Source organism: Nonomuraea sp. NPDC049480 (genome assembly GCF_044465905.1).
Classification (GTDB): Bacteria; Actinomycetota; Actinomycetes; order Streptosporangiales; family Streptosporangiaceae; genus Nonomuraea.
Genome location: NZ_JBITMD010000028.1, coordinates 27099 through 51973 on the forward strand (window position 1 = coordinate 27099; position 24875 = coordinate 51973).

General features: G+C 71.3%; 24 protein-coding genes. 14 read left to right on the forward strand and 10 right to left on the reverse strand.

The window, feature by feature from the left end:
* Position 1: 1 nt before the first annotated feature.
* The 5 genes from ACIBX3_RS49170 to ACIBX3_RS49190 all read right to left on the reverse strand — a co-directional run bounded on the left by ACIBX3_RS49170 (position 2) and on the right by ACIBX3_RS49190 (position 6784).
* The gene (locus ACIBX3_RS49170) at positions 2–1822 is read right to left on the reverse strand and encodes a UvrD-helicase domain-containing protein (protein ID WP_397127627.1); all 1821 of its coding nucleotides are present in this window, start codon (positions 1820–1822) and stop codon (positions 2–4) included.
* Between the two features lie 4 nt (positions 1823–1826).
* Entirely contained in the window at positions 1827–4415 is a 2589-nt protein-coding gene (locus ACIBX3_RS49175) for a hypothetical protein (RefSeq protein WP_397127628.1), read from the reverse strand.
* Positions 4416–4593: 178 nt separating this feature from the next.
* Complete coding sequence (locus ACIBX3_RS49180) at positions 4594–5397, reverse strand: class I SAM-dependent methyltransferase (protein ID WP_397127629.1); 804 nt, start codon at positions 5395–5397, stop codon at positions 4594–4596.
* Positions 5398–5471: 74 nt separating this feature from the next.
* Complete coding sequence (locus tag ACIBX3_RS49185) at positions 5472–6536, reverse strand: ABC transporter substrate-binding protein (RefSeq protein ID WP_397127630.1); 1065 nt, start codon at positions 6534–6536, stop codon at positions 5472–5474.
* 17 nt (positions 6537–6553) lie between these two features.
* Entirely contained in the window at positions 6554–6784 is a 231-nt protein-coding gene (locus tag ACIBX3_RS49190) for a hypothetical protein (protein ID WP_397127631.1), read from the reverse strand.
* Between the two features lie 105 nt (positions 6785–6889).
* On the opposite strand from ACIBX3_RS49190, the gene fdxA reads away from it, so the two are divergent.
* From fdxA to ACIBX3_RS49205, 3 genes are all read left to right on the forward strand, one after another.
* Positions 6890–7216 (forward strand): ferredoxin, encoded by a 327-nt coding sequence (fdxA, locus tag ACIBX3_RS49195; RefSeq protein ID WP_080047500.1) that lies wholly within the window; start codon positions 6890–6892, stop codon positions 7214–7216.
* Between the two features lie 90 nt (positions 7217–7306).
* Positions 7307–8377 carry a succinyldiaminopimelate transaminase gene (gene dapC / locus ACIBX3_RS49200; protein ID WP_397127632.1) on the forward strand — a complete coding sequence of 357 codons (1071 nt, stop codon included), beginning with the start codon at positions 7307–7309 and terminating at the stop codon, positions 8375–8377.
* A 104-nt stretch (positions 8378–8481) separates the two neighbouring features.
* Complete coding sequence (locus ACIBX3_RS49205; RefSeq protein WP_397127633.1) at positions 8482–9144, forward strand: DUF4178 domain-containing protein; 663 nt, start codon at positions 8482–8484, stop codon at positions 9142–9144.
* Between the two features lie 109 nt (positions 9145–9253).
* Here ACIBX3_RS49205 and ACIBX3_RS49210 read toward each other — a convergent pair whose 3' ends face one another.
* Positions 9254–10063 carry a hypothetical protein gene (locus ACIBX3_RS49210; protein WP_397127634.1) on the reverse strand — a complete coding sequence of 270 codons (810 nt, stop codon included), beginning with the start codon at positions 10061–10063 and terminating at the stop codon, positions 9254–9256.
* A 43-nt stretch (positions 10064–10106) separates the two neighbouring features.
* Here ACIBX3_RS49210 and ACIBX3_RS49215 point away from each other — a divergent pair, with 43 nt between their 5' ends.
* From ACIBX3_RS49215 to ACIBX3_RS49240, 6 genes are all read left to right on the forward strand, one after another.
* The gene (locus ACIBX3_RS49215; protein WP_397127635.1) at positions 10107–10940 is read left to right on the forward strand and encodes a 2,3,4,5-tetrahydropyridine-2,6-dicarboxylate N-succinyltransferase; all 834 of its coding nucleotides are present in this window, start codon (positions 10107–10109) and stop codon (positions 10938–10940) included.
* A complete protein-coding gene (gene dapE, locus ACIBX3_RS49220; RefSeq protein WP_397127636.1) occupies positions 10940–11995 on the forward strand; it encodes a succinyl-diaminopimelate desuccinylase in 1056 nt (351 codons plus the stop codon). The genes ACIBX3_RS49215 and dapE overlap by 1 nt, the downstream gene beginning before the upstream one ends.
* Before the next feature lie 239 nt (positions 11996–12234).
* Positions 12235–13032 carry a TIGR00730 family Rossman fold protein gene (locus tag ACIBX3_RS49225; protein WP_397127637.1) on the forward strand — a complete coding sequence of 266 codons (798 nt, stop codon included), beginning with the start codon at positions 12235–12237 and terminating at the stop codon, positions 13030–13032.
* Between the two features lie 11 nt (positions 13033–13043).
* The gene (locus ACIBX3_RS49230; protein ID WP_397127638.1) at positions 13044–13628 is read left to right on the forward strand and encodes a TIGR00730 family Rossman fold protein; all 585 of its coding nucleotides are present in this window, start codon (positions 13044–13046) and stop codon (positions 13626–13628) included.
* 80 nt (positions 13629–13708) lie between these two features.
* Entirely contained in the window at positions 13709–14593 is an 885-nt protein-coding gene (locus ACIBX3_RS49235) for a hypothetical protein (protein WP_397127639.1), read from the forward strand.
* A 29-nt stretch (positions 14594–14622) separates the two neighbouring features.
* Complete coding sequence (locus tag ACIBX3_RS49240) at positions 14623–15141, forward strand: DNA-3-methyladenine glycosylase I (RefSeq protein WP_397127746.1); 519 nt, start codon at positions 14623–14625, stop codon at positions 15139–15141.
* Here ACIBX3_RS49240 and ACIBX3_RS49245 read toward each other — a convergent pair.
* The 3 genes from ACIBX3_RS49245 to ACIBX3_RS49255 are packed head-to-tail and all read right to left on the reverse strand — an operon-like array spanning position 15101 to position 18887.
* On the reverse strand, positions 15101–17320 hold the full coding sequence (locus tag ACIBX3_RS49245; protein ID WP_397127640.1) for a polysaccharide lyase 8 family protein: 2220 nt from the start codon (positions 17318–17320) through the stop codon (positions 15101–15103). The two genes, ACIBX3_RS49240 and ACIBX3_RS49245, sit on opposite strands and share 41 nt — an antisense overlap.
* A complete protein-coding gene (locus tag ACIBX3_RS49250) occupies positions 17317–18093 on the reverse strand; it encodes an enoyl-CoA hydratase-related protein (RefSeq protein ID WP_397127641.1) in 777 nt (258 codons plus the stop codon). The genes ACIBX3_RS49245 and ACIBX3_RS49250 overlap by 4 nt, the downstream gene beginning before the upstream one ends.
* Positions 18090–18887, reverse strand: a complete 798-nt coding sequence (locus ACIBX3_RS49255; protein ID WP_397127642.1) for a PaaX family transcriptional regulator C-terminal domain-containing protein — start codon at positions 18885–18887, stop codon at positions 18090–18092. Before ACIBX3_RS49255 ends, ACIBX3_RS49250 begins: the two co-directional genes overlap by 4 nt.
* 160 nt (positions 18888–19047) lie before the next feature.
* On the opposite strand from ACIBX3_RS49255, the gene ACIBX3_RS49260 reads away from it, so the two are divergent.
* Positions 19048–19215 carry a DUF3117 domain-containing protein gene (locus tag ACIBX3_RS49260; protein WP_020545024.1) on the forward strand — a complete coding sequence of 56 codons (168 nt, stop codon included), beginning with the start codon at positions 19048–19050 and terminating at the stop codon, positions 19213–19215.
* Between the two features lie 80 nt (positions 19216–19295).
* Positions 19296–20717: a leucyl aminopeptidase gene (locus tag ACIBX3_RS49265; protein ID WP_397127643.1), complete on the forward strand. Its 1422-nt coding sequence runs from the start codon at positions 19296–19298 to the stop codon at positions 20715–20717.
* Here the strand turns inward: ACIBX3_RS49265 and ACIBX3_RS49270 are convergent.
* Entirely contained in the window at positions 20704–21345 is a 642-nt protein-coding gene (locus ACIBX3_RS49270) for an O-methyltransferase (protein WP_397127644.1), read from the reverse strand. The genes ACIBX3_RS49265 and ACIBX3_RS49270 overlap by 14 nt on opposite strands.
* 173 nt (positions 21346–21518) lie before the next feature.
* Between ACIBX3_RS49270 and sigE the strand changes: the two genes are divergently transcribed.
* The 3 genes from sigE to ACIBX3_RS49285 all read left to right on the forward strand — a co-directional run bounded on the left by sigE (position 21519) and on the right by ACIBX3_RS49285 (position 24627).
* Entirely contained in the window at positions 21519–22151 is a 633-nt protein-coding gene (gene sigE, locus ACIBX3_RS49275; protein ID WP_225269321.1) for an RNA polymerase sigma factor SigE, read from the forward strand.
* 1 nt (position 22152) lies between these two features.
* Positions 22153–22674: an anti-sigma factor family protein gene (locus tag ACIBX3_RS49280; protein WP_397127645.1), complete on the forward strand. Its 522-nt coding sequence runs from the start codon at positions 22153–22155 to the stop codon at positions 22672–22674.
* 168 nt (positions 22675–22842) lie between these two features.
* Positions 22843–24627, forward strand: a complete 1785-nt coding sequence (locus tag ACIBX3_RS49285) for a trypsin-like peptidase domain-containing protein (protein WP_397127647.1) — start codon at positions 22843–22845, stop codon at positions 24625–24627.
* Positions 24628–24875: the final 248 nt, after the last annotated feature.

Sequence of the window (24875 nt, forward strand, 5' to 3'; positions counted from 1 at the left end):
ATCAGGGTGGTAGGAAGGGGCTGCCTCGTCCGGAATGGGAGATATAGAGCATCGCACGCGCGCGCGTGCAGGCGACGAACAGTATGCTCCGTTCGCGCTGCAGAGCTCGAGCCCTTGCGCCAGGTTCTTCCGGCGGCGGCTCGGGCACGACGTCCTCCGCCACGCCGATGAGCGCCACCCGCTCGAACTCCAGCCCCTTCAAATGCTGGAACGTCGTGGCCCGTACGTCCAGGCCTTCCAGCGTTTTCTTGGCCTGCCGCACGAGCCGGGTGGTGCGGGCGCCGACGGCGATCTCGGCGGCCGGCACGCCGTCCGCCAGCCACGTCTCGATCGTGCTCCGCAGCCCAGCCAGCTCCGACTCGGGCGAGTCGTACGCCCTGACCACCGGGCGGTCGCCGTTGTGGGTGGCGCGGTAGCCGTACATCTCGGTCACGCCATCGACCAGGCCGGGCGCGGGGCCGCCGCCGCGTATCCGTACCACGTAGGTCAGCAGCTCCTGTGGCAGCCGGTAGGAGATCTTCAACGCTTGCTGGACGGCGCGGATGCCCACCGCGCCGAGAGCCACCCGCGTGTCGGTGACCCGCTGGTGTGGATCGCCCACGATGAACAGGTCGTCGTGCGCGCGCGGCACCGCCGCCCGCAGCAGCCGCCACTGTGCCGGGCTGACGTCCTGCGCCTCGTCCACCACGATGTGACGGTACGGCTTGCCCTCCGGTTCCACGTCGTCGAGCAGGTCGCCGGTCGTGAGCGACAGCAGCCTGAGCGCCTCGTCCGTGAGCTGGGCCAGCGACCGCGCCCCCGGGCCGACCAGCGGCGGGCGGCGGCCCTCCGCGTCGGCCACGATGCGCAGGGCCAGGCGCTCGGCGTTGTCGACCTCGACCCGCTTGCGGACGATCTCATCCTCGATCAGCACGTCGAGCCTGGCCGACAGATCCTCGGCCAGGCTCTGCGAGAACGTGACGAGCAGGACGGGGCCGCTGCCGTTCGCGGCCAGGTGGGCGGCCCGGTGCAGGGCGATGACCGTCTTGCCGGTGCCGGCGCCGCCGACGACGAGCACCGGATGCTCATAGCGGGCCGCCGTGGACAGCCGGTGCTGCGTCGGATGCGGGAACGTGCACCACTCCGGCGCCGCCAGAACCCGGTCCAGCACCACCTTGTCAGGCGCGAACGCCGCCCGGTCCGGGCTGCGCCGCAGCGCCGCGTGCAGGTCGCCGGGGTCGATCGGCCCGTGATCCGCGTACGAGGCCCGCCAGGCGCCCAGCTCCCGCCACGCCTCCGCCAGCGAGCCGCCGCGGGCCAGGACGGCCAGCGGCAGGTGCTGGGTGGGCGGCAGCAGCGGCTCCAGCGCGGCCACGTCGGCCTCGGTCGTGATCAGGCGGAACAGCGGCAGCGCGTGCCAGTCCAGGCCCAGCGACAGCAGGTCACCGTCGCAGATGGGGTCGAACAGCCGCGACGGCCTGATCGACCGGCGCAACGCGGGCTCCACCCGCTCCAGCGCCTCGGCGTCCCACTCCTCGACGACGCCGACCACGGGGTTGACGCCGTACCTGTGGCGTCGCGCGTACGACCAGGCCTCGGGGTCGGGCAACACTCTCAGCAGCCAGTACACGTCCCGCTGCCGCACCACCACCCCGCGATGCCCCTCGGCCAGCCGGAGTGTGGCGACTCGCGGGTCCCTGGCGCCCCTGACCCGCTCGGGGTGCGGGGCGCCGGCCACGTTCAGCAGAAACCGGCGCAGCGCGACCACGGTGTCCCTGCGCACCGGCTGAGCCAGTGCGCTGAGCTCCCTGGGAAACTCAGGGCCGATCGCGAGCCGCGGCACAGGCTCAGTCCAAGAGTGCAAGCAGGTCGCGGTCCCCGCGTTCGCGGAGCCTGGTGAGCAGGTCCGGCAGACTCACCGGGCCGGTCATGCCGATCCTCGTGGCGATCACCCTGGCCGCCTGATCACGGGTACCGCCTGGGGCGGTGTACCCGACCAGGCGCAGCGCCTTGGTGATCTTCTCGGCGCCCTGCGCTGCGACCGGCAGGTGCCTGGCCCGCAGCACGCCCTCGTCGGACAGGGTCAGGAACAGGTGCCCGCCCTCACGCGCGCCCACGTCCACCAGGAGGCGCTCGATGTTCTCCAGCACCGGCCGGCCGTGCCACGTCATGGTCAGCTCGCCCGCGGCGCTCCTGACCGTCCTGCTCTCTCCCGGCGACAGGCCCAGATAGGACGCGAAGCCCGTCGGCAGCGCGCACTCGCCGCCCGCCAGCTGTTCGGCGGTCACGTCGATGCGCAGCCACCAGCGGCCGTCCGGCTGCCTGAAGCAGCGCCTGGTCTGGGAGACGTCCTTCAGCGGCTGGTACGGCTTCTGCTCGCCCGACCCACCGTTGGCCTCGTTCACCGGGGGCGCGACCGGCGTGAACGCCTGGAACTGCGGCGGCCCCGGCGGCGGCGCCACCGGCACGGGGCCGAACGCCGACTGCGCCGGCAGATCCAACTGCGGCTGCGGCTGCGGCGGCAGGTCGATCTGGGGCTGGAACTGCGGCTGGGGCAGTGTCGCCAGCACGAACTGCCAGGCGGGCACCTCCAGCGCGCGGATCTCCACGTTGTGCCAGTCCGCAGCGCCGATCAGCTTCTCCTTGGGCGCCGCCGGCCCGAGTGTCCTGCGCAATTCATCCAGGTGCGCCCGGTACGGTGCCGCCTCCTCGCTGGCCAGCCAGTTCCCCAGACGGACGCGGAACTTCTCCTCCGTGGCGGAGATCTCGGCCGGTGGGACCGCGAAGAGCTTGGCCAGCTGGTCGACGGCGGACGGCTCGTCCGTGAACACCCGGTTCTGTGCCACGGCCCAGCTCTTGTCGTCAAGACCGGCGAACGCCGCCTCGATGAGAGCGGGCAACTCCTGCTGGTGGACGTCGTCATCCACCGGCTCCGGCCGCTGGTCACCGCCGGCCTGCTCGCCACTCGCCGCCGCGGGTTCGTACTGCTGCTCGGCTTGCCCGCCGTCCTCCGGCACGCCCGCGCCTTCGGGGTGCGCACTCTCCTCCGAGGCGTCCTCGCCTTCGACGTGCGCGCCTTCCTCCGGGGCGCCCTCGTTTCCGGCGCGCGCGCCTTCCTCCAGCGCGACCGCCTCTTCGGCGGCAGGCTCGGGGGCAGGCTCGTCGGCGGCGTGGACGACCGGCTCAGGTCCGTCGCCCTCCTCGGCGACGGGCTCGGCATCGGCATCCAGCACCCGCTCGGCGCCCTCGGCCGCATCTTCGCCGGCAACGTCCTGCTGAGGCACCGCGCCCTCACGGGCCACCCGCTCGGGACCATCCTCACCCCGCGCAGGGGCTTCGAGGCCGTCCTGAGCGGCGGCTTCGAGGTCGTGGTCACTCTCGCCCGGTTCGGCCTCCAACCGGCCCTCGCTCTGAGCGCCGGGCTCGCCGTCCGGCAGCGCCGCCGCTTCAAGGCCGGCCTCGCCAGGCGTGGCTTCCGCCTGGACGGCCTCAGGCTCGCCAGGCACAACCTCGCCCACCCCGGGCCCGTCCGGCGCAGCCTCGGCCTCGATCGCCTCAGGCGCGCCAGGCACAGCTTCGCCTTCGCCCGGAACGGCGTCGGCCGCGTCCTCGTGCACGGCCGCGGCTTCGTGCACGGCCGCGGCTTCGGGCGCGCCCTCGTGCGACGCCACGGCCTCGTGCGGTGCGGGCTGCCCGGCCAGAGCATCGGCCCGCTCGCCCTGGGACTCGGCCGGTTCCCCCTGGGACTCGGCCGGTTCCCCCTGGGACTCGGCCGGTTCGCCCTCGGACTCGGCCGGCTCGCTCTTGGATCCGGCCGGGCCGGCCTCGGGCTGCTCGGCTTGCGGGGCGTGCGCGTCCTCGGGGGGCTCCATGGCGTGGGCGGTCCGCGGGTGCTCTTGTGCGGCGAGTTCAGGCTCGCCGGCATCCCGCGCAGGCCGGTCCGCGACAAGCCGCGGGGACTCGTCCGCCGCGGCGGGCGACGGCGTGCCCGGCGCGACCGCCGGCCCCGCCGCGGCCGCGGACTGTGCCGGCTCCTGCGCCTCGCCACGGGGCGCGGGGACCGACGGGGGCGCCGGTTCGGCCGCCACGATCTTGTGCGGGTGCGCCAATCGGGTGAGCACGGCCGAGAAGAGCGTGTTGAGCACCGGGCGCGCCTGAATGAAGGGCTGGTCGACCAGCTCCCGGCTGGTGAGCCCCAGCAGCCCGGTCCACGAGCCGGCCCGGTCGAGCGCAATTGCGACGGCGGGCTCGTCGGCCTCATCCGGGTCGAGGACGTGCAGCGCGGGCAGCACGTCGCCCACCGCCGCCGCCGGCCAATGCTCCAGGGCGATCTCCGTCAGCAACTCGCCCAGGGACTCGGGGCCGATGGCGGCGAGGACCTGCGGCATGGGCAGACTGCGCCACCACGCATCCGGCAGGTCCGGCTGCCCGGTCAACAGCGTGATCGTCGACGCGTCGCTCCACCTCAACGGTGGTACGAGGTCGCTCAGGCAGAAGTTCATCCCGTTCCGTTCACCAGCCCCTCACGCCGCCGCAGCGGTGCAGCCATAATCTCGCCGCCCACGGAACAGACCATAGTCCGGCAAAACAGCCCTACGCATCATTCACTACGCATCAGCGCCGAACGGCGGCAAAGCGTAGGCGCACGTAGTCGGCCATCCAGCCAGTCTCCCTGCGAAGCGCGGGCGCCGCCAGTTCGTTGACCCGACGGAGCAGGGGCTCCACGATCTCCGGAGGGAGCCCCTCGAGCACCGAGGCGGCGAACATGCGCACCCAGTCGGCGGCCCCGCCGGGGCACTCCTCGAGCGGAGTCGGCCGGTCGAAGTATTCGAGCAACCTGACGACGAACCCTTCCTGCTCGAGGCGGCGAGCGTACTCGGCAGGCGAGGGAAAGTACCACGGCAGCTCGGGCTCACGCAGGCCGTACTCGCGCCACGCGGTCAGCATCGCGGCGGTCAGCTCGGCGCAATTGCCTGCCCCGCCCATTTCGGCGACGAAACGCCCGCCGGGCGTCAGTGCCTCCCGGACGTTGGCGATCACGATCCCGGGGTCGCGGCTCATCCAGTGCAGGGCCGCGTTGGAGAAGACCGCGTCGTACGGGTCCACCACGGTGAAGTCGTGCCCGTCCCCGACGATGAAGTTGATGCCCGGATATTGCGCCAGGGCCTTCTCGATCATCGCGGACGAACCGTCGATCCCCAGCACCTCCGCGCCCCTGAAGGCGATCTGGGCGGTCAGCACGCCCGTGCCGCACCCGAGGTCGAGCACGCGATCGCCGGGCCGTGGATCCAGCAGATCGACCAGGGGCGCGCCCTGGGTGGAGACGTAGCCGAAGCTGCTGTCGTAGGCACGACTGTTCCACCGATCCACGCTCGGTGTGTCGTATCTCAAGACGATCAGCTCACATTCGTCAGACATCGGGCCCCCGTGGCCGTGCTGTCTGTTCACTTTAGAGCCTGAACGTCCCTACGACATATCAAGTCACATCGGACTCATCCCACGCTCTTCGCCCACTGCTCCTTCACGTACGCCTTCGCCGCGTCTGCCTGCGGAATCGTCATGAGAACCGGCGGGCCGGGCGCCTTGGGCAGTTTGGCGGCCTGCTCGGTGTCGAGCGTCCCCTTCATGAGCATGGCCTCGCCGCGCGCCGGCCGGGCCCAGCCCTTCTGCAGGAGGTTCTGGCCCTCGTCCGAGAACAGGAACTCCTGCCACAGCCGCGCGGCGGCCGGATGCGGGGCCGCCTTGCTGATCGCCTGCACGTGGTAGCCGCCGAGCGCCGCGTCCCGCGGGATCGTCACTTTCCACCGGTCGGAGTGCGCGGCGCTGCGGGCCGCGTTGAGGTGGTCCCAGGCGATGATCGTGTTGGCCTTGGCCGGCTCGGTGAGGCGCCCGGCCTGCTTGAGCTTGGCGAACAACGCGACCCCTTGCTCCGGCCGCGGCACCCCGGACCGCATGGAGGCGGCCATGACGCCGCCGAACGCCGACGCCGAGCGCAGCGGGTCGCCGTCCAGCGCCACCTTGTACGCGGGCTGCAACAGGTCGGCGAAGGAGGCGGGCGGCTTGACGGCGCGCGGGTCGTACCCGATGGACATGTAGCCGCCGTAGGCGGCGTACCAGGCGCCGGCCGGGTCCTTGATGTGGTCGGGCAGGTCCAGCCAGCCCCGCACCTTGTACGGCGCGAACCGCCCGGCCTCCTTGACGGCCACGTCCAGCGTCAGGTCGAACACGTCGGGCTTGAGCTGCGCGGCCGCGTCGATCTGGCGCCTGCTGTTCGCGCCTGGCTCGAGCTCGTTGACCTTGAGCCCGTACTTGTCGGCGAAGGCGTCGATGACCTCCCCGTAGTTGACCCAGTCGCGGGGCAGCGCGATGACGTTGAGCTCGCCCTCGCGCCCGGCGGCCTCGACGAGCCGCTCCATGGTGGCGAAGCCGCTCTTCAGCGAGCCTGCCTGCACGTTGACCGGCGGGAGGTCCTTGGCCGACGTGCGGTCCGTGGACGACGCGCCGCATCCGGCGCTGGCGAGGATGGCTGCTGCGGCGGCACAGATACGTACGGTCACAGATTGAATACTTGCTGTTACATTCGCTCAGGTCGAGGAGGCGCGGCCGGAACGACCTTGGCCGCGACCAGGGTCTCCTCGGAGATCTCCACAAGCGTGCCGTCTTTTTTACGAACCCGCAGCACGCCGCCCTCCCAGGACTCGAGGATCCCCACGACGTCGCGAAACCCGCCGGGGACGCGCCTGCGCGTGGTTATCCGTGCGCCTATATCCTGAGTTGTGATCGCGATGACGAGGCGTGCGGCCACGAGTTTGCCACCCTCCGTTTCGGCCAGTTGGCAAGCACGGCAATACTAGGGCGTAGCAAACCGCGGTCAGAGACATGCCATGGTGCGGAGAAGAAGGAGCTCGAGGTGACCTACGTCATCGCGCAGCCTTGCGTGGACGTCCTGGACAAGGCGTGCATCGAGGAGTGCCCCGTCGATTGCATCTACGAGGGCGAGCGCATGCTTTACATCCACCCCGACGAGTGCGTGGACTGCGGCGCGTGTGAGCCTGTATGCCCCGTCGAGGCGATTTTCTATGAGGACGACCTTCCCGAGCAGTGGAAGGACTTCTACAAGGCGAACGTGGACTTCTTCGAGGACCTCGGCTCGCCGGGAGGCGCCTCGAAGGTCGGGAAGATCGACAAGGACCACCCGGTGGTGGCAGCCCTGCCGCCGCAGGGTGAGGACCACTAACCGGTCCTGACGTCGTGTGGGGCCATCCAGGCCGGATGCGCCCCTTCGGCGTGCGATCTTTTTGTACGGCACGCAACACCCTGGAGAACCGTGAACAAGCTGCCCGAATTTCCTTGGGACCGGCTGGAGCCGTACAAAGAACGCGCGCAGGCGCACCCCGACGGCATCGTCGACCTCTCGGTCGGCACGCCGGTCGACCCCGTGCCCGCGGTCGTCCAGAACGCCCTCGTCCAGGCCGCCAACAGCCCCGGCTATCCCTTCACCCACGGCACCAGGGCACTGCGCGAGGCCGCGGCCGGGTGGTTGCGGCGCAGGCACGGCGTCGCCGTCGAGCAGCAGGACGTGCTCCCGCTGATCGGCTCCAAGGAGTTCGTCGCCTGGCTGCCCACCTACCTGGGCGCCAGGCGCGTGGTCTTCCCGGAGCTGGCCTACCCCACCTACGACGTGGGCGCCCGGCTGGCCGGGGCCGTGGCCACCGCCTCCGACAGCACGCTCGCGCTCGGCCCCGAGCAGGTGGACCTGCTCTGGGTCAACTCGCCCGGCAACCCCACGGGCCGGGTGCTGCCCACGGAGCACCTACGCAAGATCGTCTCCTGGGCTCGCGAGCGCGGCACGGTCGTGGCCTCCGACGAGTGCTACATCGAGCTCGGCTGGGAAGAGGAGCCGATCTCGATCCTCCATCCCGACGTCTGCGGCGGCTCCCACGAGGGGCTGCTCGCCGTCCACTCACTCTCCAAGCGCTCCAACCTGGCCGGCTACCGCGCCGGGTTCGTGACGGGCGACCCCGTCCTGGTCAAGCGCCTGCTGGAGACCCGTAAACACGCGGGCATGATGATGCCGGCCCCCGTACAGGCCGCGGTGACGGCCGCGCTCGAGGACGACGCGCACGCCGACGCCCAGCGCAAGCTGTACGCCGCCCGCCGCGCCCAGCTGCGCCCCGCGCTGGAGCAGGCCGGCTGGAGCATCGACCATTCGACGGCAGGGCTGTACTTCTGGGCATCCAACGGGCAGAACGCCTGGGACCAAGTAAGTAAGCTCTCCGAAATCGGCATTTTGGCCGCGCCGGGTGACTTCTACGGATCGGCAGGTGAGCGGCACATCCGCATCGCCGTTACCGCCACTGACGAACGCATCAGTGCGGCGGTGCGCCGCCTCCAGTAGGATCGCCCGTCATAGCAAGCCTCCGACCCGCACGGACCGGCTTGACTCACATAAATCGATAAGGGCTTATGCCGAGGCAGACCGCGAGTGGAGCGAGCTGATCGATGAGCATGACCTCCATGGTCGTACTCGGGCTGAGCATCGCCCTGGTCCTGCTGCTGCTGGGAGCCTTCTGGGCCACCTTGAGGCAAGACAGGAAAGGCCGTCCGAGCACGCCGCGGCCGGCGATCGAGGTCGCTCCCGTCGAGAGCCCGATGCCGGCCCCGGTGAGCGTGCCGGGGCATGCCGGCACCGACTACACCGATCCCCGCACGATCCGGACGGGGGACCGCATCGAGGTGCACGGCTCACCGGCGCGCGTGCTGGGCGCGATGCACATTTCCTGTCAGGGGCAGCAGTGGACCGAATTCCTGCTGCGCGACGCCGCCCGCCGGCTCCAGTGGCTGTCGGTCGAGGTGCGTGACGGCGATCCGCCCCATCTGGAGGTGCTGCTCTGGACCGAGGTGCCCACACAGGGCATGGTCCCGGCGAAGAGCATGCTGATCATGGAAGGCGTGGAGTTCTTCCCGGTCGAACGGGGCACGGCCGCCTTCAGAAGCGAGGGCGACACCGGCAACCCGGACCGGGGCCTGCTGGACTTCGCCGACTACCGCGCCTCGGACGGCCGGCTCCTCTCCTTCGAACGCATCCAGGGCAGCGCCTGGACCGCCAGCTACGCCCAACCCCTGCCCCCGGGCTCCATCTCCATCGTCCGCCGCGCCTCCTGACGAACGCGACGGCGGTAGGTGCCGTCGCAATGTGCCGATCATTGCGCGCAAGCGCCCGAAAGGACGCGACGAGGACCGCACGCCACGGAATGCGGCTACGAACGCGGGGCTACGACAGTTCGACCCGGGTGGTGCCCGACACCTCGCCCTTGCGCCACCCCTCCGCCTCGACATCGTTGGACCAGGTCGCGCCGGCGTACTGGACCCGGCTCAACGCGTACTTCTCGGCATGCGCCACCGACCACGCGGCGATCAGCCACCCGCGCTTCTTCGAGTTGATCGCCGCGCTCCCGAGCGTCCGGGTGAGGTGCTTGCGCGCCTCCGCCGTCTTGGGCTCGGGCGCCGGGGACTTGGTCGTCGGATACCAGCAGTGCACGGCCTGCGGCACGCGCCCGGTGAAGGCGGCGGCCAGGATCTTGGCCTCCTCCTCGTGCGGCGCGTACGCGTAGCCGCCCGCCGAGCGCTGCACCGCCTGCGCCGCCTCCGCCAGCGGGATCTTGCGGTAGTTCTTGACCTTCACCAGCGCGGCGAAGAACTTGTTCGTCGCGTAGACCGGGTCCATGATCTGCTTCTTCGTGCCCCAGCCCTGCGACTCGCGCTGCTGGAACACGCCCACCGAGTCCCGGTCCCCATGGTCGAGGTTGTAGAGCTTCGACTCCTGGATCGCGGTCGCGTACGCGATCACCACGGCCCGCTCGGGCAGCCTGCGGCGGGCCGCGACGGCGGCGATCGTGGCGGAGATCTGCGCCTGCTCGGGGTCGAGGGTGCGTTCGGCCCCCGGCGTGCGGACGGTGCAGTGGGCCTCCGGCACCGCGAGGGGTGTCGCCTTCTTCAGCAACTGGACCAAGCCCACGGAAATGCCGACGGCGAGCACGACCACGATGATCGCGATGGTGATGACTCCACGGGAGAAGCGCATGCGCACCCTGAAAAACCTACCCGGCCGGATAAGCTCCGTGGCCATGAGTGACGTGACCACCTCCTCACCGATATCCCCGGCCATAGACGAGCTGTGGGCGCGCCGCGCGGAGCTCTCGCCGGCCGACGTCGACGCGCGCCACCTCGTCGTCGGCGCGGTGGATCTGCTCGACAGGGGTGAGGCCAGAGCGGCCCGGCTGGTGGGCGGCGAGGTGGTGGTCGACGAGCGCGCCAAACGGGCGATCCTGCTCGCCTTCAGGGTGCTCGGCATGGCCCGCTCGCAGGTGGGCGACTTCCACCACCACGACCGGGTCCCGCTGAAGAGCTCCTTCGAAGGGGTGCGGGTGGTGCCGGGCGCGATCGCCCGCTGGGGCGCCTACCTCGCGCCCGGGGTGGTGCTGATGCCCTCGTTCACGAACATCGGCGCGTACGTGGACGCCGGCACGATGGTCGACACCTGGGCCACGGTCGGATCCTGCGCCCAGATCGGGCGGAACGTGCACCTGTCGGGCGGCGTCGGCATCGGCGGCGTGCTGGAGCCGCCCAACGCCGTGCCGGTCGTCGTCGAGGACGACGCGCTCATCGGCAGCCGGGCGATGATCGTCGAGGGTGCCCGGGTCGGCCAGGGCGCCGTCGTCGGCGCCGGCACGATCCTCTCGGGCTCCATTCCGGTGATCGACGTGGAGACGGGCGAGGAGCTGGCCCGGGGCCGGATCCCCGACTGGTGCGTGGCGGTCGGCGGCACCCGGCAGAAGGAATACCCCGGGGGCACGTTCGGGCTGCCGTGCGTGCTGGTGATCAAGCGGCTGGCGCCGGGGCAGCGGCACGACAAGGCGGCGCTCAACGAGGTGCTGCGGGAACACGGGGTGAACACCTGATGCTGGACCTGACGCAGGACGTACGCGCGCTCACCGCGGCGATCGTGGACGTCGAGTCGGTGAGCGGCGGCGAGCGGGCGCTGGCCGATGCCGTCGAAAGGGCACTCTCGGCGCTGCCGCACCTGAAGGTGAACAGGTCGGGCGAGACCGTCGTCGCCCGCACCGGCCTGGGCCACTCGGAGCGCGTGCTGATCGCCGGGCACCTCGACACCGTCCCCGTGGCCGCCAACCTGCCCAGCCGTGTGGAGGGCGACCTGCTGTACGGGTGCGGCACGTCCGACATGAAGGCCGGCGTGGCGGTCGCACTCAAGCTGGCGGCCACCGTGCCCGCCCCCAACAAGGACGTGACGTACGTCTTCTACGACTGCGAGGAGGTCGAGGCCGAGCGCAACGGCCTGACCCGTGTGGCCAGGGACCACGCCGACTGGCTGCTGGCCGACTTCGCTGTGCTGATGGAGCCGACCGACGGCGTGATCGAGGGCGGTTGCCAGGGCACGCTGCGCGCCGACATCACGGTGCCGGGCAAGCGGGCGCACAGCGCCAGGTCGTGGTTCGGGGTCAACGCCATCCACGGCATCGAGCCGGTGCTGGCCAGATTGAACGCGTACGAGCCACGCCGGCCGCTGGTCGACGGGCTCGAGTACCACGAAGGGCTGAACGCGGTCGCCGTGCGCGGCGGCGTGGCCGGCAACGTCATCCCGGACCTGTGCGTGGTGACCGTGAACTACCGGTTCGCGCCCGACCTGTCGATCGAGCAGGCGCAGGAGCACGTGCGGGAAGTGTTCGACGGCTTCGCCGTGAGCTTCGTCGACGCGGCGCCCGGGGCGAGGCCGGGGCTGACGCATCCGGTGGCGGCGGCGTTCACGGCGGCCGTGGGCGGCGAGCCGCGGGCCAAGCTGGGGTGGACGGACGTCGCCCGCTTCTCCGCGCTGGGCGTGCCGGCCGTGAACTACGGGCCCGGCGATCCGAACCTGGCGCACCAGCAAGGGGAGTACGTGTCGCTGACGAAGATCGTCGAGAGCGAGCGCGCCATGCTCGATTGGCTGACAAAATGAAAGTGGCCTTCCTCGCCGGCCATTTGGCGGGGAAGACCACTTTCAGTCCCGAGCAGCACCCTCGGCAGTTAGACGCGGGGGAGTCGAAATCCGGTTCCCCGGTTTCTTCAAGATTTTTTAGGCTGTTGTTCTACCCCGCTTACCTGCGGTTTCGCCCACAGGAGGCAGCCTAGGACCCCGTACGGGTAGGGGCGCGGGCGTGGAGTCGGCCGTGTGCGAGAGGGACTAGCGTGATCCACATGAAACAAATTCGTCGGGAACGCCGCCAGGGTCAGGCCTTCGTCCGCGGCAACCTCGTCCCCAACTCCACCCACGACCAGCGCCTGCTGGCCCGTCAGGGACCCTCCGACTGGGTCCACATGGATCCGTGGCGCGTGCTGCGCATCCAGGCCGAGTTCGTGGAGGGCTTCGGCCAGCTGGCCGAGCTGCCGCCGGCGGTCACGGTCTTCGGCTCGGCGCGCACCGTCGCCGGCTCGCCCGACTACGAGATGGGCCAGTCCCTCGGCCAGTCGCTCGCCGAGGCCGGCTACGCCGTGATCACGGGTGGCGGGCCGGGCGTCATGGAGGCCGCCAACCGGGGAGCGAGCGAGGTCGACGGCGCGGTGTCGGTCGGGCTCGGCATCGAGCTGCCGTTCGAGCAGCACATGAACGACTACGTCGACCTCGGCATCGAGTTCCGCTATTTCTTCGTGCGCAAGACGATGTTCGTGAAGTACTCGTGCGGCTTCATCGCCCTGCCCGGCGGCTTCGGCACGCTGGACGAGCTGTTCGAGGCACTGACGCTGGTGCAGACCCACAAGGTCACCTCCTTCCCCGTGGTGCTGATGGGCACCGAGTTCTGGGGCGGGCTCACGGACTGGATCAAGGGCACGCTGCTGAGCTCCGGCAAGATCGCCGCCCAGGACCTCGACCTGATCAGGGTGACCGATGACGTGAACGAGGCCGTACGCATCATCGTGGACGCCGACATGGCCCGCTCCAAGCAGCGGGACGAGGAGTGGGAGGCCGCCGAGGCCCAGACCGCGGAGCCCCAATAGGCTTCCTCCACGTGAACATCTGCGTTTTCTGCGCCTCGAGCCTGCGCATCGACAAGAAGTACATCGAGCTGGCCGGACACGTGGGCACCGAGCTCGCCAAACGGGGTCACACCCTGGTGAGCGGCGGCGCCACGGTGTCCTGCATGGGAGCCGTCGGCTCGGCCGCCCGCGCGGGGGGCGCGCACACGATCGGCGTGATCCCGCAGGTCCTGGTGGACATCGAGGTGGCGGACGAGCAGTCGGACGAGCTGCTCGTCACCTCGGACATGCGCGAGCGCAAGGGCCTCATGGACGCGCGCTCCGACGCGTTCCTCGTGCTGCCCGGCGGCATCGGCACGCTGGAGGAGCTGTTCGAGATCTGGACGGCACGCTTGCTCGGCATCCACGACCGCCCCCTCGTGGTGCTCGACCCCTGGGGCCTGTACGACCCGCTCAGGGAGCTGATGAACCACCTGTACGATGAGGGCTTCACCCGGCCGGAGACGTTCGACGCGGTTTCCTGGACGACGACGGTCGAGGAGGCGTTCGCCCGCCTCGAGGCCCGTCCGCATCCGGTCCGGCCGAGCGTCGCCGAGCTCGGCGAGTCCAGCGGCTGACCTGGCGCTCGCCGCCCGAAGACGCACCGGCTGAGGCAAGTGCGGGGCTCATGCCCCGATGCTATGAGTACGATGCCAATGTGCTGGTCATACTCGCCATTGCCGCTATCGCCATCCTGGCCTGCGTGGTCCTGGTCTCCCTCGGCAGGGGCGGTGAGCTGACCGAGTTCCCGCCGGATGTGCCGCCGCTGGACCTGCCGGAGCCGGGGCAGCTCACGGCGGTCGACTTCATGGCCCTCCAACTGCCGGTCAACCTGGTCGGATACCACACGGCGAGCGTCGATGAGACGCTGCGCCGGGCCGCCAGCGCCATCAGCGTGCGCGACACCCGGATCGCGGTGCTGGAGCAGCGGGTCTCCGAGCTGTTGTCGAGCCGGCTGTACGCGCGGCAGGAGGTCTACGCGGCGCCGGGGGCGGGGCTGCGTACCGACCACTCGCCCGACGCGCCGGCCGTCGCCAGGGAGCTGCCGGAGTCAGGCGACCCCGTGTCGGCGAGCGGGGCCGCCGTGTCGTGGGACAGGGACGTGGAGCTGACCCACCCGCCGGAGTGGCGCCTGCCCGAGACCGGCGGCGCGGCCACGGCCAACGGGGCGGCTCCGGCCGGCCGGCCGGATGCGGGCGCCGAGCAGCCGTCGGCCGAGGAGGCGTCGGCCGAGCACGATGACAGGCCCGCTGAGGCGGCCGGCGCCGAGGGCGAGTTCAAGCCCGGCGACGAGGCCGGCACGGCGGATGACCTCGGCGACGAGCGCGAGCCGGCCGATGAGCCGCGTGACGAGGCCGGGGTGTCCGTCAAGGACGAGAAGACGGCTGAAGACGAGAAGACGGCTGAGGGCGACCAGACGGTCGAGGGCGACCGGACGGTCGAGGACAAGACGAACGAGGACGACAAGGCGGTCGAGGAGGCGGAAGCGCCGGAGGAGCCCGTACGGGCCTCGTCGGGCAAGGACGGGGACGGGCGTTCGTGACCGAGCCGATCCGCTGCTCCTGGGCCGGCATGACGGACCCGCTCTACCTGACCTACCACGACGAGGAGTGGGGCCGCCCGCTCAAGGGCGACGACGCGGTCTTCGAGCGGGTGGCGCTGGAGGCGTTCCAGTCGGGTCTGTCGTGGCTGACCATCCTGCGCAAGCGGGAGAACTTCCGCGCCGCCTTCGACGGTTTCTCCATCCCCAAGGTGGCCGCGTACACCGAGCAGGACGTGGAGCGGCTGCTGGGCGACGCCGGGATCGTACGCAACCGCGCCAAGATCGAGGCGGCGATCCAGAACGCCAGGGCCGCGCTCGACCTCCCTGACGGCCTGTCGGAGCTGGTATGGCGCTACGCGGAGCCCGGCGCGCCCGTGCCGAGGTCGATGGCCGATGTGCCCGCGATCACCCCGGGCTCCACGGCGCTGGCCAAGGACCTGAAGAAGCACGGCTTCAGGTTCGTCGGCCCGACCACCGCCTACGCGTTGATGCAGGCCATCGGCCTGGTCAACGACCATCTCGAGGACTGCGTGGCGCGTACACGCTGAGCTCGGCCGTGTGGGTCCGCCCGAGCGACCCGCCGAGCTCGACGGTGACGGCGGGACGGGCGCCCGGCCGCACCGAGACGGTGTCGTCGGTCCGGACGACGCCGCGTGCCGGGCGGTCGAGCGTCAGCGTCACCGTGTCGACGGTCCTGCTGGGGTCGGCCACGGCCAGGTGGATCCGCCCCCCGGCCCGCCGTACGAGCACCAGGCACGGCGCGTCCACGCTGACGCCGTCCACCTCGCCCGCCGCCCAGAACGTTGCCGCCAGCAGCCCGCGCGCCCGCACCGCCTGCAGCAGCGGCGTGTTGGCCGTCACCCGGACGGGACGGGCGCCGCGGAAGGCCCGCGTGCGCTCGCGCGAGGCGTTGGGCAGCAGGACGTAGGCGTAGGAGGCGTCCACCGGGTTCACGCCGTGGTCGAACCAGAAGGTCACGTACCGGCGCGTGACCGGGTCGAACGCGCCGCTCGTGTCGTCGCCCGCGTTGATGTCGCGCCACCTGCCGGTACGCGTCTCCACGAGGCTCAGCGCCCCCTCGAACACGTAGCCGCCCACGCCCGCCAGGTGTGCCCAGCCGTCCCCGAGGTACGGCTCCGCGTCCGTGGCGCGGTTCTCCACCACGGTCTCGACGGTCCGCCCGCCGGTGCCGGTGATGCCGCTGCCCAGCGCCACCACGGCCGTGTCCAGGCAGAACCACGACTTGCGCGCCCGCAGGTCCACCCCGTCGCCGGCCAGCTCCATGGCGGCGACGCCGTACCGGCCGTCGAGCACCGCACCGCCGGCCCACGCGTTGTCCGGGCAGTGGGCGCGGAAGGACAGGTCCTCGCGTTCGCGGGTGTCCACCGTGGTCCCCGGCAGCCGGTACGGGTCCACGGTCGGCCAGAAGTCCTCGCCGAACTGTCCCAGGTCGCCGTTGTAGAGGTAGGTCATGCCGTCGCCGGTGTACCAGCCGTGCAGGTTCTCCCCGTTGATCGCCTCGTAGGCGGCGACGCGCCGCGACGACATGCTGATCGCGAACGACCAGCCGGGCCGCCGGTGCACCACCCGGTCCATCGACGGGAACACGAAGTGCCCGACCGGCCCCGGCGCGGCCTCGACCGTCTTGTCGTCCAGCACCGCGACCGCCCGCCGCGTCTCCGGTACGTCCGCGTGGTCCAGATAAGGACGGTGCCTGCCGCGCTCGATCCACCCCTTGGCCAGCTCCTTGAACCGGCTCCGGTACGGCTCGGGCGCGCACCGGGCCAGCAGCAGCACGGCCCCGATCGCGCCATGGCCGGCCACGCCGTCGGAGAACGCCTGGCGCGTGGCCGCCCGCCCCCTGACGGTGTCCATCAGCAGCCCGTCGTGCATGAACGGCGCGAACGACCCTTCCACCGCGTCCAGCACCACGCGCCGTCCGGGATCGGTCACCTCCCAGGGCGACCCGTCGAGCAGCGCGAGCGTGTGCGCGACCGCGATGAGCAGGGACAGCCCGTACGAGCCCGTGTAGGCCACGTCGCCGTGCTGGATGAACGACCCGTCCCGGTAGAACCCGTCGCCGGACTCGACGTAGCGGAACACGCCGCCGCGCACGTCGGACAGCCCGTCGCGGGCCAGCGCCATCCTCTCCGCGCTGCGCCCGGCCAGGCCGCGGCAGGCGACGATGAACGCCTTGTCCGCCCGGTTCGCGCCGCTCTCCGACGCCTCGAGATTGCCGGCCCGGCGGTCGGCGTCCGGGCAGAACCGGTCGATCGCCCCCAGGTACGCCTCCAGCCGGGCGGCGTCCAGCCGGTCCCCGAGCAGCACGCACGTGCGGCTCAGCTGGCTCGGCGTGCCGATCTCCCAGAACCACCAGTTGCCCGTCTCCGGGAGCCGCTCGTTGTAGTGGCGCTCGTAGAGCAGGTCGAGCGCGTCCACCACCTTCGCCGCGACGGCGTCGTCGCCGTGCTGCGCGGTGCCCGGCGTGGCCCAGGCCGTGGCGATCCGCCGCAGGCGGGCGTGGCCGGCGGTCACGTTGCCCGGGCGGCCGTCCATCGGCAGGTCCGGCCAGAGCGGTCCGGGCGACATCGCGGCCAGCCAGTGGCCGGCCGTCTCGCTCAGCCGGGCCAGCGGCCGGGCGTAGACGGGGTCGGAGACGTCGATGTCGCCGCCGGTGAGCAGGTCGAGCGCGGTCGCCCGGAGGGCGTCGAAGGACCGGGACGTCACTGGGCGGTGAAGGTCGGGCGTTCCTTGGCCAGGAAGGCTCTTGTCGCGTTCCGGTGGTCCGTGGTGGCGGCGCACTCGTCCTGGATCTGGGCCTCCATGGCCAGCGCGTCGGGCAGCGAGTGCGTCGCGGCGTAGGCCAGCGCCCGCTTGGTGGCCGCGTAGGCCAGGGTGGGGCCCTGCGCGAGGCGTACGGCGAGCTCGCCGGCGGTCTTCAGCACGTCGCCGGCCGGCACCACGCGCGTGACCAGCCCCAGCTCCAGCGCGCGGGCCGCGTCGAGCGGCTCGCCGAGCAGCATCAGCTCGACGGCGCGGCCGCGCCCTATCAGGCGCTGCAGCGTCCACGACGCGCCCGAGTCCGGCGCCAGGCCGATGCCGGCGAACGCCAGCGCGAACTTCGCGGTCTCCGCGGCGACCCGCAGGTCGCAGGCGAACGCCAGCGACGCGCCCGCGCCGGCGGCGACGCCGTTGACCGCGGCCACCACCGGCTTGGCCATGGTGGTGATCAGCTCCACGATCGGGTTGTAGTGCTCGCGTACGGTATTGGCCAGGCCGCGGCCGGCCTCCAGGTTGTCGGCGTGCTCGCGCAGGTCCTGGCCCGCGCAGAAGGCCCGCCCGGAGCCGGTGAGCAGGACGGCCCTGATCGCGGGGTCGCCCGCGGCGCGGCGCAGCGCGTCGAGGAGGGCGTCCTTGAGCTCGGCGGTCAGCGAGTTCATCGCGTCTGGACGGTCGAGCGTGATGGTGGCGACGGCGTCGGCCACGTCATAGCGGATCAAATCAACTCCCTGTCGACGAACGCGGCGGCTGCGGGGAGCAGCCTGGCGGCCTCCTGCTCGAAGTAGGCCCTGGCCTTCTCGCCCGGCCAGCCCGCGGGCAGCAGCTCGGGAGGCAGGCCGGGGTCGCGGAACAGGAAGTTGCGCCATCCGTGCACGAGCCGGCTCCTGGCGGCGAACACCTGATCGTCGGGCGCCGACTCGGGCAGCGTGCTGATCAGCGTGACAGCCTCGGCGTGCCACTGCTCGTACGCCTCGCCGATGGCGTCCAGATCCCACGCCCGCGCGACCAGTTCGTGCGGGTCGCCCTCGAGCGCCGCGTCGAACCTGTCGGCCCGCACGCCCTCGCTCTCCAGCAGGTTGTCCAGCTCGATCGACGAGCGTGGACCGATCCAGGTCGTCTCCGACAGGGCGGCGTAGCCGAGGAATGTCAGGTCGGCCCTGAGCCGCTCCCTGCGCGGACGCTCCTTGACCGGCTCCAGGACGATCATGTGCCACCGGCCGTGCCAGGTTAAAGTCCCGGCTCGGTAAATTCTCAAAGCCGCCTCATCGAGCCGCCGCACGCACTTGGGCGTGAGCGCGTACCCCGCTCCTTGCGGGAGCCTGATCGGCCGCAGCCATCCCTGCCGCACCATGCGGGAGACCGCCGTGCGAACGGCCGGAGCGGCTATTTCCAGGGGTTTCATAAGCCGGACGAGCGCGGCGACGGACGCCTGCCCACCGCGCGAACGCAGGTGGTCTCCATAGAGATCGAAGAGAGCGGCGCGAGCGTGCACGCAGTCCAGTTTGGACGCCATCGCACCGCTCGACAACGCATTCTGGGAGGAGATCGTTACCCATGAGCGCTCTCGATGCGGGAGAATGGGACATCACAGAAGGCGTGAATGCGCCGACCACCCCCGACGGGCGGTCGGAAATCGCGGGCCGCGGGAGCCCAAGGCAGGAAGGGATGCACGCATGGCGGCGATGAAGCCGCGGACCGGCGATGGTCCGCTCGAGGTCACCAAGGAAGGGCGCGGCATTGTCATGCGGGTCCCCCTGGAGGGTGGCGGCCGGCTCGTCGTGGAGATCTCCGCCGACGAGGCCAAGGCGCTCGGTGAGGCGTTGAAGAACGTCGTCGGCTGAGCGCTCCCGAGAGACCACCTGATCCACGACCCTGGCGTAATCCGGCGCCAGGGTCGCTGACGTTCGAGGAGAGATTTTCCGTGCCCATAGAGACCACTGCCTCGGTGGTCGCCGAGGTTCCCGACGACGCCGAGCTGCTGGCCGTCCCCTACACCTCCGACCTCGACCCCGCGTACGCGGTCGAGCTGCACCTGCCGGTGAGAGACCTGCTGGCCCACTACGAGGCCAAGGGGGAGGCGGGCGAGGTCGTCGAGGTGCCGGTGGCCCGGGCCGGGGGTGTGGGCCGGGTGCTGTTCTACGGCGTGGGCGACGGGTCGCCGCGGGCGCTGCGCAGGGCCGGGGCCGCGCTTTCCCGCCGGGCCAAGGGCAGGGACACGCTGACCGTGGTGACGCCGGAGGGCGACGCGGCGGTGTTCGCCGAGGCGGCGCTGCTGGCGGCGTACTCGTTCAAGATCGGGAACGTGGGCACCAAGCCCGTGCGGGCGCTGGCGTTCGCCGGGGCCCCGGTCGATGAGCTCGCGGCGGCGGTGGGTCGCGCGCAGACGGTGGCGCAGGCGGTGGCGCTGGCCAGGGACCTGGCCAACACGCCGTCCTCGGTCAAGGACCCCGCCTGGCTCGCCGAGCGGGCCGCCGAGACCGGCGTGCCGGTACGGGTGTGGGACGAGGAGCAGCTGCAGGCCGACGGGTTCGGCGGCATCCTGGCCGTCGGGCGGGGCTCGGCCAGGCCGCCCAGGCTCATCCAGCTCTCCTACACGCCCGAAGAGCCGGCCGACCGGCACGTGGTGCTGGTGGGCAAGGGGATCACGTTCGATTCGGGCGGGCTGTCGCTCAAGCCGACCGACAACATGAAGTTCCAGAAGACGGACATGGCGGGCGGGGCCGTCGTGATCGCCGTGCTCGGCGCGCTGGCCCGGCTGAAGGCGCCGGTACGCGTCACCGGGCTGATCGCCGCGGCCGAGAACATGCCGTCGGGCACCGCCCAGCGGCCCAGCGACGTCATCAAGCACTACGGCGGCCGCACGGTCGAGGTGCTCAACACCGACGCCGAGGGGCGGCTGGTGCTGGCCGACGCCCTCGCCTACGCCGACGCCGTCCTCGATCCGGACACGGTCGTGGACATCGCCACCCTCACCGGGGCGATCAGCGTGGCGCTCGGCCGCAACGTGGGCGCCGTCTACGCCTCCGACGACGTGCTGGCCAAGGAGCTCCTGGACGCGGGGCAGGCCGCCGACGACCGGCTGTGGCGGATGCCGCTGATCGAGGACTACATGCCCGCGCTGGAGTCGTCGATCGCCGACCTGGCCAACGTCGAGGCCGGGTCCAGGTTCGGGGCGGGGTCGATCACGGCGGCGCTGTTCCTGCGGGAGTTCGCGGGCAAGCGGCCCTGGGCGCACCTGGACGTCGCCGGGGTCGGACGCAGCACGGTGGACGAGGGGACCCTCAGCAAGGGCGCCACGGGGTTCGGCGTGCGGGTGCTGCTGGAGTGGCTCACCCGTTCTTGATCTTGACGGCGGCTAGCAGGCCGTCGCCCAGCGGCATGAGCACCGAGCGCAGGCGGTCGTCCGACTGCACCAGTTTGCCCACCTCGCGCACCGCCACCGTGTCCGGGTCGCGCTGCGCGGGGTCGGCCACCCGGTTGTGCCAGAGCATGTTGTCGAAGGCCACGATGCCGCCCACGCGCAGCAGGCGGACCGCCTCGGCCAGATAGTCGGCGTATTCCTGCTTCGCGCCGTCGGCGAACACCATGTCGTAACCGCCGTCCGACAGCCGCGGCAGCACGTCGAGCGCCCGTCCCGTGATGAGCCGCACCCGCCCGCCGGAGAAGCCCGCCTCCGCGAACGCCTGTCTGGCCAGCCGCTGATGCTCGGGCTCGACGTCGACGCTGGTCAGCGTGCCGTCGGCGCGCATGCCGCGCAGCAGCCACAGACCGGAGACGCCGCACCCCGTGCCGATCTCCACGACCGACTTGGCGTTGACGGCGGTGGCGAGGAAACACAGCGCCGCCCCGCCGCCGGGAAGGATGGGTATGGCCCCCATCTCCAGCCCGCGCTGCCGCGCCGCGTGCAGGATCTCATCTTCGTGATGGAACTGCTCCGCATAGGCCAGAGTGGCCTCCACCTGATTGGTCATCGGCCGCCTCCCCCCACTTTCGTGCGATTGGTCCGCGTGATTGGCACCGATCGCAGCCTAGGGGAGACACGCCGGGACGGGAACTCAGGAGGGTCTCAAGGCGTTGCAGGTTTAAACGGGCTTTGCCGGTCCGGAGGGCAGGCAGTGCGCACGAAGGGACGAAACCAGGCACTATGACGGTAGCGGTGGTCCCAGAGAGAGGAGTTCTGGTGGACGAAAGCGACCACCAGACCGATACTCCCGTGTCGTCTGACTGGACGCCTCCCACGTGGGAGGAAGTCGTGCGGACACATTCCGCGCGCGTGTATAGGCTCGCGTACCGGCTGACCGGCAACGTCCACGATGCCGAGGACCTCACTCAGGAGGTCTTCGTCCGGGTCTTCAGGTCGCTGTCGAGCTACACCCCTGGCACGTTCGAGGGGTGGCTGCACCGGATCACGACGAACCTGTTCCTCGACATGGCGCGCCGCAAGCAGCGCATCAGGTTCGAGGGACTGGCCGACGACGCCGCCGAGCGGCTGCGCGGTCGCGAGCCGTCTCCGGCGCAGGCGTTCGACGATGCCCACCTGGAGCCCGACATCCAGGCCGCCCTCGACGCGCTCGCCCCCGAGTTCCGGGCCGCGATCGTGCTGTGTGACATCGAGGGTCTGTCTTACGAGGAGATCGCGGCCACGCTCGGCGTCAAGCTGGGGACGGTCCGAAGCCGTATTCACCGTGGCCGGGCGCAGTTGCGGGAGGCGCTCGACCATCGGGCCCCCCGTAATACTCAACTCCCCCCGACCGTAATCCGTGGGGAGGAAGTCTGATATGGCTCATCTTGGAGAACGCGTTTCCGCACTCGTCGACGGGGAGCTCAACCACCACGAACGCGAGCGCGCGCTGGCGCATCTGACGTTCTGTGCTGACTGCCGGCACGAGGTCGAGTCGATGCGGGCGCTGAAGTCGCGCCTGCGCTCGCTCGACACGCCGGTGATGCCCGCCGACCTGACGATGTCCCTGCTCCGGATGGCGGAGCCGGGAGGGCCCCTGCCGCCGAGGGAGCGCCCTTTCCCTTCGCGAACGTTCGGGGGGGTGCCCATCCCTGGGCCGCACAGCATCGCTCCTCTCGACAACCGCCCGCGCAGGGACGCCACCGGTGGGGCCTCGGGCCCTGGACGCGGTGGTAGGCGGCGCACGGCGTACGTCGCGGTCAGTGTCGTCTCCGCCGCCGTGGCGCTCGGGACGTTCTTCGCCGTCTCCGGCGCGGGGCAGGAGGCGACCGGGCCGGCGGTCGAGCTCTGGAAGGTGCAGGAGTCGCCGACGAACGCGCCTTCGGTCGCCACCCCTTGACGGCCGGATATGACCGGAATGGCCGAGGTTGGCGTAGTCGACCACGCTAGGGGCATACGATCTGGGTTCGGGATTTGCCACAGGCGATTCCTGGCAAGTGCTTTATGACCCTCGTATGCCGCAACAGCGAGGATTGCGGTGGCCGAGCCAAGGAGTGGTGAGACTTAGATGACCGACGAGACGCGCCCCACCGAAGGACGCACGCCGTCGGACTACCCCGAGCCACAGGGGCGGCCGAACTTCCTGCCCGCCGACCGCCCGGCCGAGCAGCCGGGCCGGCGACCGGAGCCGCCCGCTTCGTTCGGCGCCTCGTGGGGCGACCCGTCGGGCCGCCGCGAGGTGGCCGGCGCGCCGCCGTACGAGAGCCGTTCGTACGACGACCCTCCGCGGAGTGGCCCCGCGTACGGTGCCCCATCCTTCTCCAGCGACCCGAGCCGCCCGTCGTACGGCCCTCCGTCGTACGGCGAGGAGGAGAGCGACCCCTACGGCGACGGCGGCGCGCGTCCGTACGTGAGCCCGTCCTTCGGCGACAGCGGCACGCGCGTGTACGACAGCCCTTCGTTCGGCAGGCCGGACGGCGATCCTTCGCCGGGCACCGGTCCCTCGTTCGCCGGGCCGGGCAGCGGACCCTCGTTCGGGAGGCCGGACGGCGGTCCCGCGTTCGGCGGGCCCGACAACGGGACGCGGTCGTACGAGAGCCCGCCGTTCGGCGGCTCGTCCTCCTACGGTGGCGGGACCCCGCCGCCGCCCCCGCACCAGGCGCTCGGCATGGGATCGAGCTGGGCGCCGCCGCCCCCGGGCGGTAAGGGCGCGGCGCCGCGGCGCGGGCCGGGCACCGGCGCGCTGGTCGTGATCGCCGTCGTCATCGCCCTGATGGCCTCGACGATGGGCAGCCTCGGCACCTACCTGCTCACCAAGCCCAGCGGCGGCAACGACCCCTCCTACAGCCTCGGCCCGCTGCCGTCCGGCGCCACCAACCGCGCACCTGACTCCGTGGCGGGCGTGGCGGCGCGGGTGCTGCCCAGCGTGGTCTCGCTCGAGGTCGGCAACGGCACCACCGAGGGGGCGTCCGGGTCCGGGTTCCTGATCAAGAACGGCTACATCGTCACCAACAACCACGTGGTGTCCCTGGCCGCGCAGGGCGACGGCGAGATCCGGATCATGTTCAACAACCGCAAGACCACCTCCGGCCGCATCGTCGGCCGCGACCCGGGCACCGACCTGGCCGTGGTCAAGCCGGAGGAGACGTTCGGCACCCCGGAGATCACCCTGGGCAACTCCGACCAGGTCGTGGTCGGAGACCCGGTCATCGCCATCGGGTCGCCGCTCGGCCTGACGGGCACGGTGACGACCGGCATCGTCAGCTCGCTCAACCGGCCCGTCATCGCCGGCGACGACACCGGCACCAGCAACGAGGAACCCGCCTACATCAGCGCCATCCAGACCGACGCCGCCATCAACCCCGGCAACTCGGGCGGGCCGCTGGTGAACAACCGAGGCGAGGTCGTCGGCGTGAACTCGGCCATCGCCACCCTCGGCCGGTCCGCGACCAGCCAGAGCGGCAGCATCGGCCTGGGCTTCGCGATCCCGGTGAACCAGACGCGGCGGGTGGCCGAGGACCTGATCAGCACCGGGCGGGCCAAGCGGCCGAAGATCGGCATCACGCTCGACAAGGACTACCGGGGGCAGGGCGTGAAGATCGCCTCCTCGCCCGCCGGGGGGCGGCAGCCGGTGGACGCCGGGGGGCCCGCCGACAAGGCGGGGCTCAAGGCCGGTGACGTGATCCTGGAGATGGACGGGCTGACGCTGCAGGACGGGAACGAGCTGATCGCGCTGGTCCGGAGCAAGGCGCCGGGAGCCAAGATCACCATCAAGTTCCAGCGCGCCGGCCAGGAACGCACCGCCACCTTGACCGTGGTGGCCGAGTCGGGGCCCGCCCCTACGCCATCCTGATCTTCTTCTTTTACGGCGGGGCCAAGTAGGCCCCACCCGCCGACGCCGGTGACCGGCCCTCCAGGGGGACGGTTACCAGCTTCAGTGGCGCACCACCGTTACGGCGCCCGGGCACCGGCGTCTTCGGTCCCACCCGGACGCCGTTCCCAACGCGCCGAGCCCCCACCCCACCGAGTCCCGCCGGCCCGGCGCCACGAAAACAACCGCGGGGCTCGGATGCTGCCCCAGCCCTCCGGCACTCGGGCCAC

What these genes read in the sequence shown, in the direction of transcription:
- sigE (WP_225269321.1), top strand. Translation starts at nt 21,519, where the DNA reads ATGACGGTAGCGGTGGTCCCAGAGAGAGGAGTTCTGGTGGACGAAAGC.
- ACIBX3_RS49280 (WP_397127645.1), top strand. Translation starts at nt 22,153, where the DNA reads ATGGCTCATCTTGGAGAACGCGTTTCCGCACTCGTCGACGGGGAGCTC.
- ACIBX3_RS49205 (WP_397127633.1), top strand. Translation starts at nt 8,482, where the DNA reads ATGAGCATGACCTCCATGGTCGTACTCGGGCTGAGCATCGCCCTGGTC.
- ACIBX3_RS49260 (WP_020545024.1), top strand. Translation starts at nt 19,048, where the DNA reads ATGGCGGCGATGAAGCCGCGGACCGGCGATGGTCCGCTCGAGGTCACC.
- ACIBX3_RS49270 (WP_397127644.1), bottom strand. Translation starts at nt 21,345, where the DNA reads ATGACCAATCAGGTGGAGGCCACTCTGGCCTATGCGGAGCAGTTCCAT.
- ACIBX3_RS49180 (WP_397127629.1), bottom strand. Translation starts at nt 5,397, where the DNA reads ATGTCTGACGAATGTGAGCTGATCGTCTTGAGATACGACACACCGAGC.
- ACIBX3_RS49240 (WP_397127746.1), top strand. Translation starts at nt 14,623, where the DNA reads ATGACGGACCCGCTCTACCTGACCTACCACGACGAGGAGTGGGGCCGC.
- ACIBX3_RS49285 (WP_397127647.1), top strand. Translation starts at nt 22,843, where the DNA reads ATGACCGACGAGACGCGCCCCACCGAAGGACGCACGCCGTCGGACTAC.
- ACIBX3_RS49255 (WP_397127642.1), bottom strand. Translation starts at nt 18,887, where the DNA reads ATGGCGTCCAAACTGGACTGCGTGCACGCTCGCGCCGCTCTCTTCGAT.
- dapE (WP_397127636.1), top strand. Translation starts at nt 10,940, where the DNA reads ATGCTGGACCTGACGCAGGACGTACGCGCGCTCACCGCGGCGATCGTG.
- ACIBX3_RS49225 (WP_397127637.1), top strand. Translation starts at nt 12,235, where the DNA reads ATGAAACAAATTCGTCGGGAACGCCGCCAGGGTCAGGCCTTCGTCCGC.
- ACIBX3_RS49215 (WP_397127635.1), top strand. Translation starts at nt 10,107, where the DNA reads ATGAGTGACGTGACCACCTCCTCACCGATATCCCCGGCCATAGACGAG.
- ACIBX3_RS49210 (WP_397127634.1), bottom strand. Translation starts at nt 10,063, where the DNA reads ATGCGCTTCTCCCGTGGAGTCATCACCATCGCGATCATCGTGGTCGTG.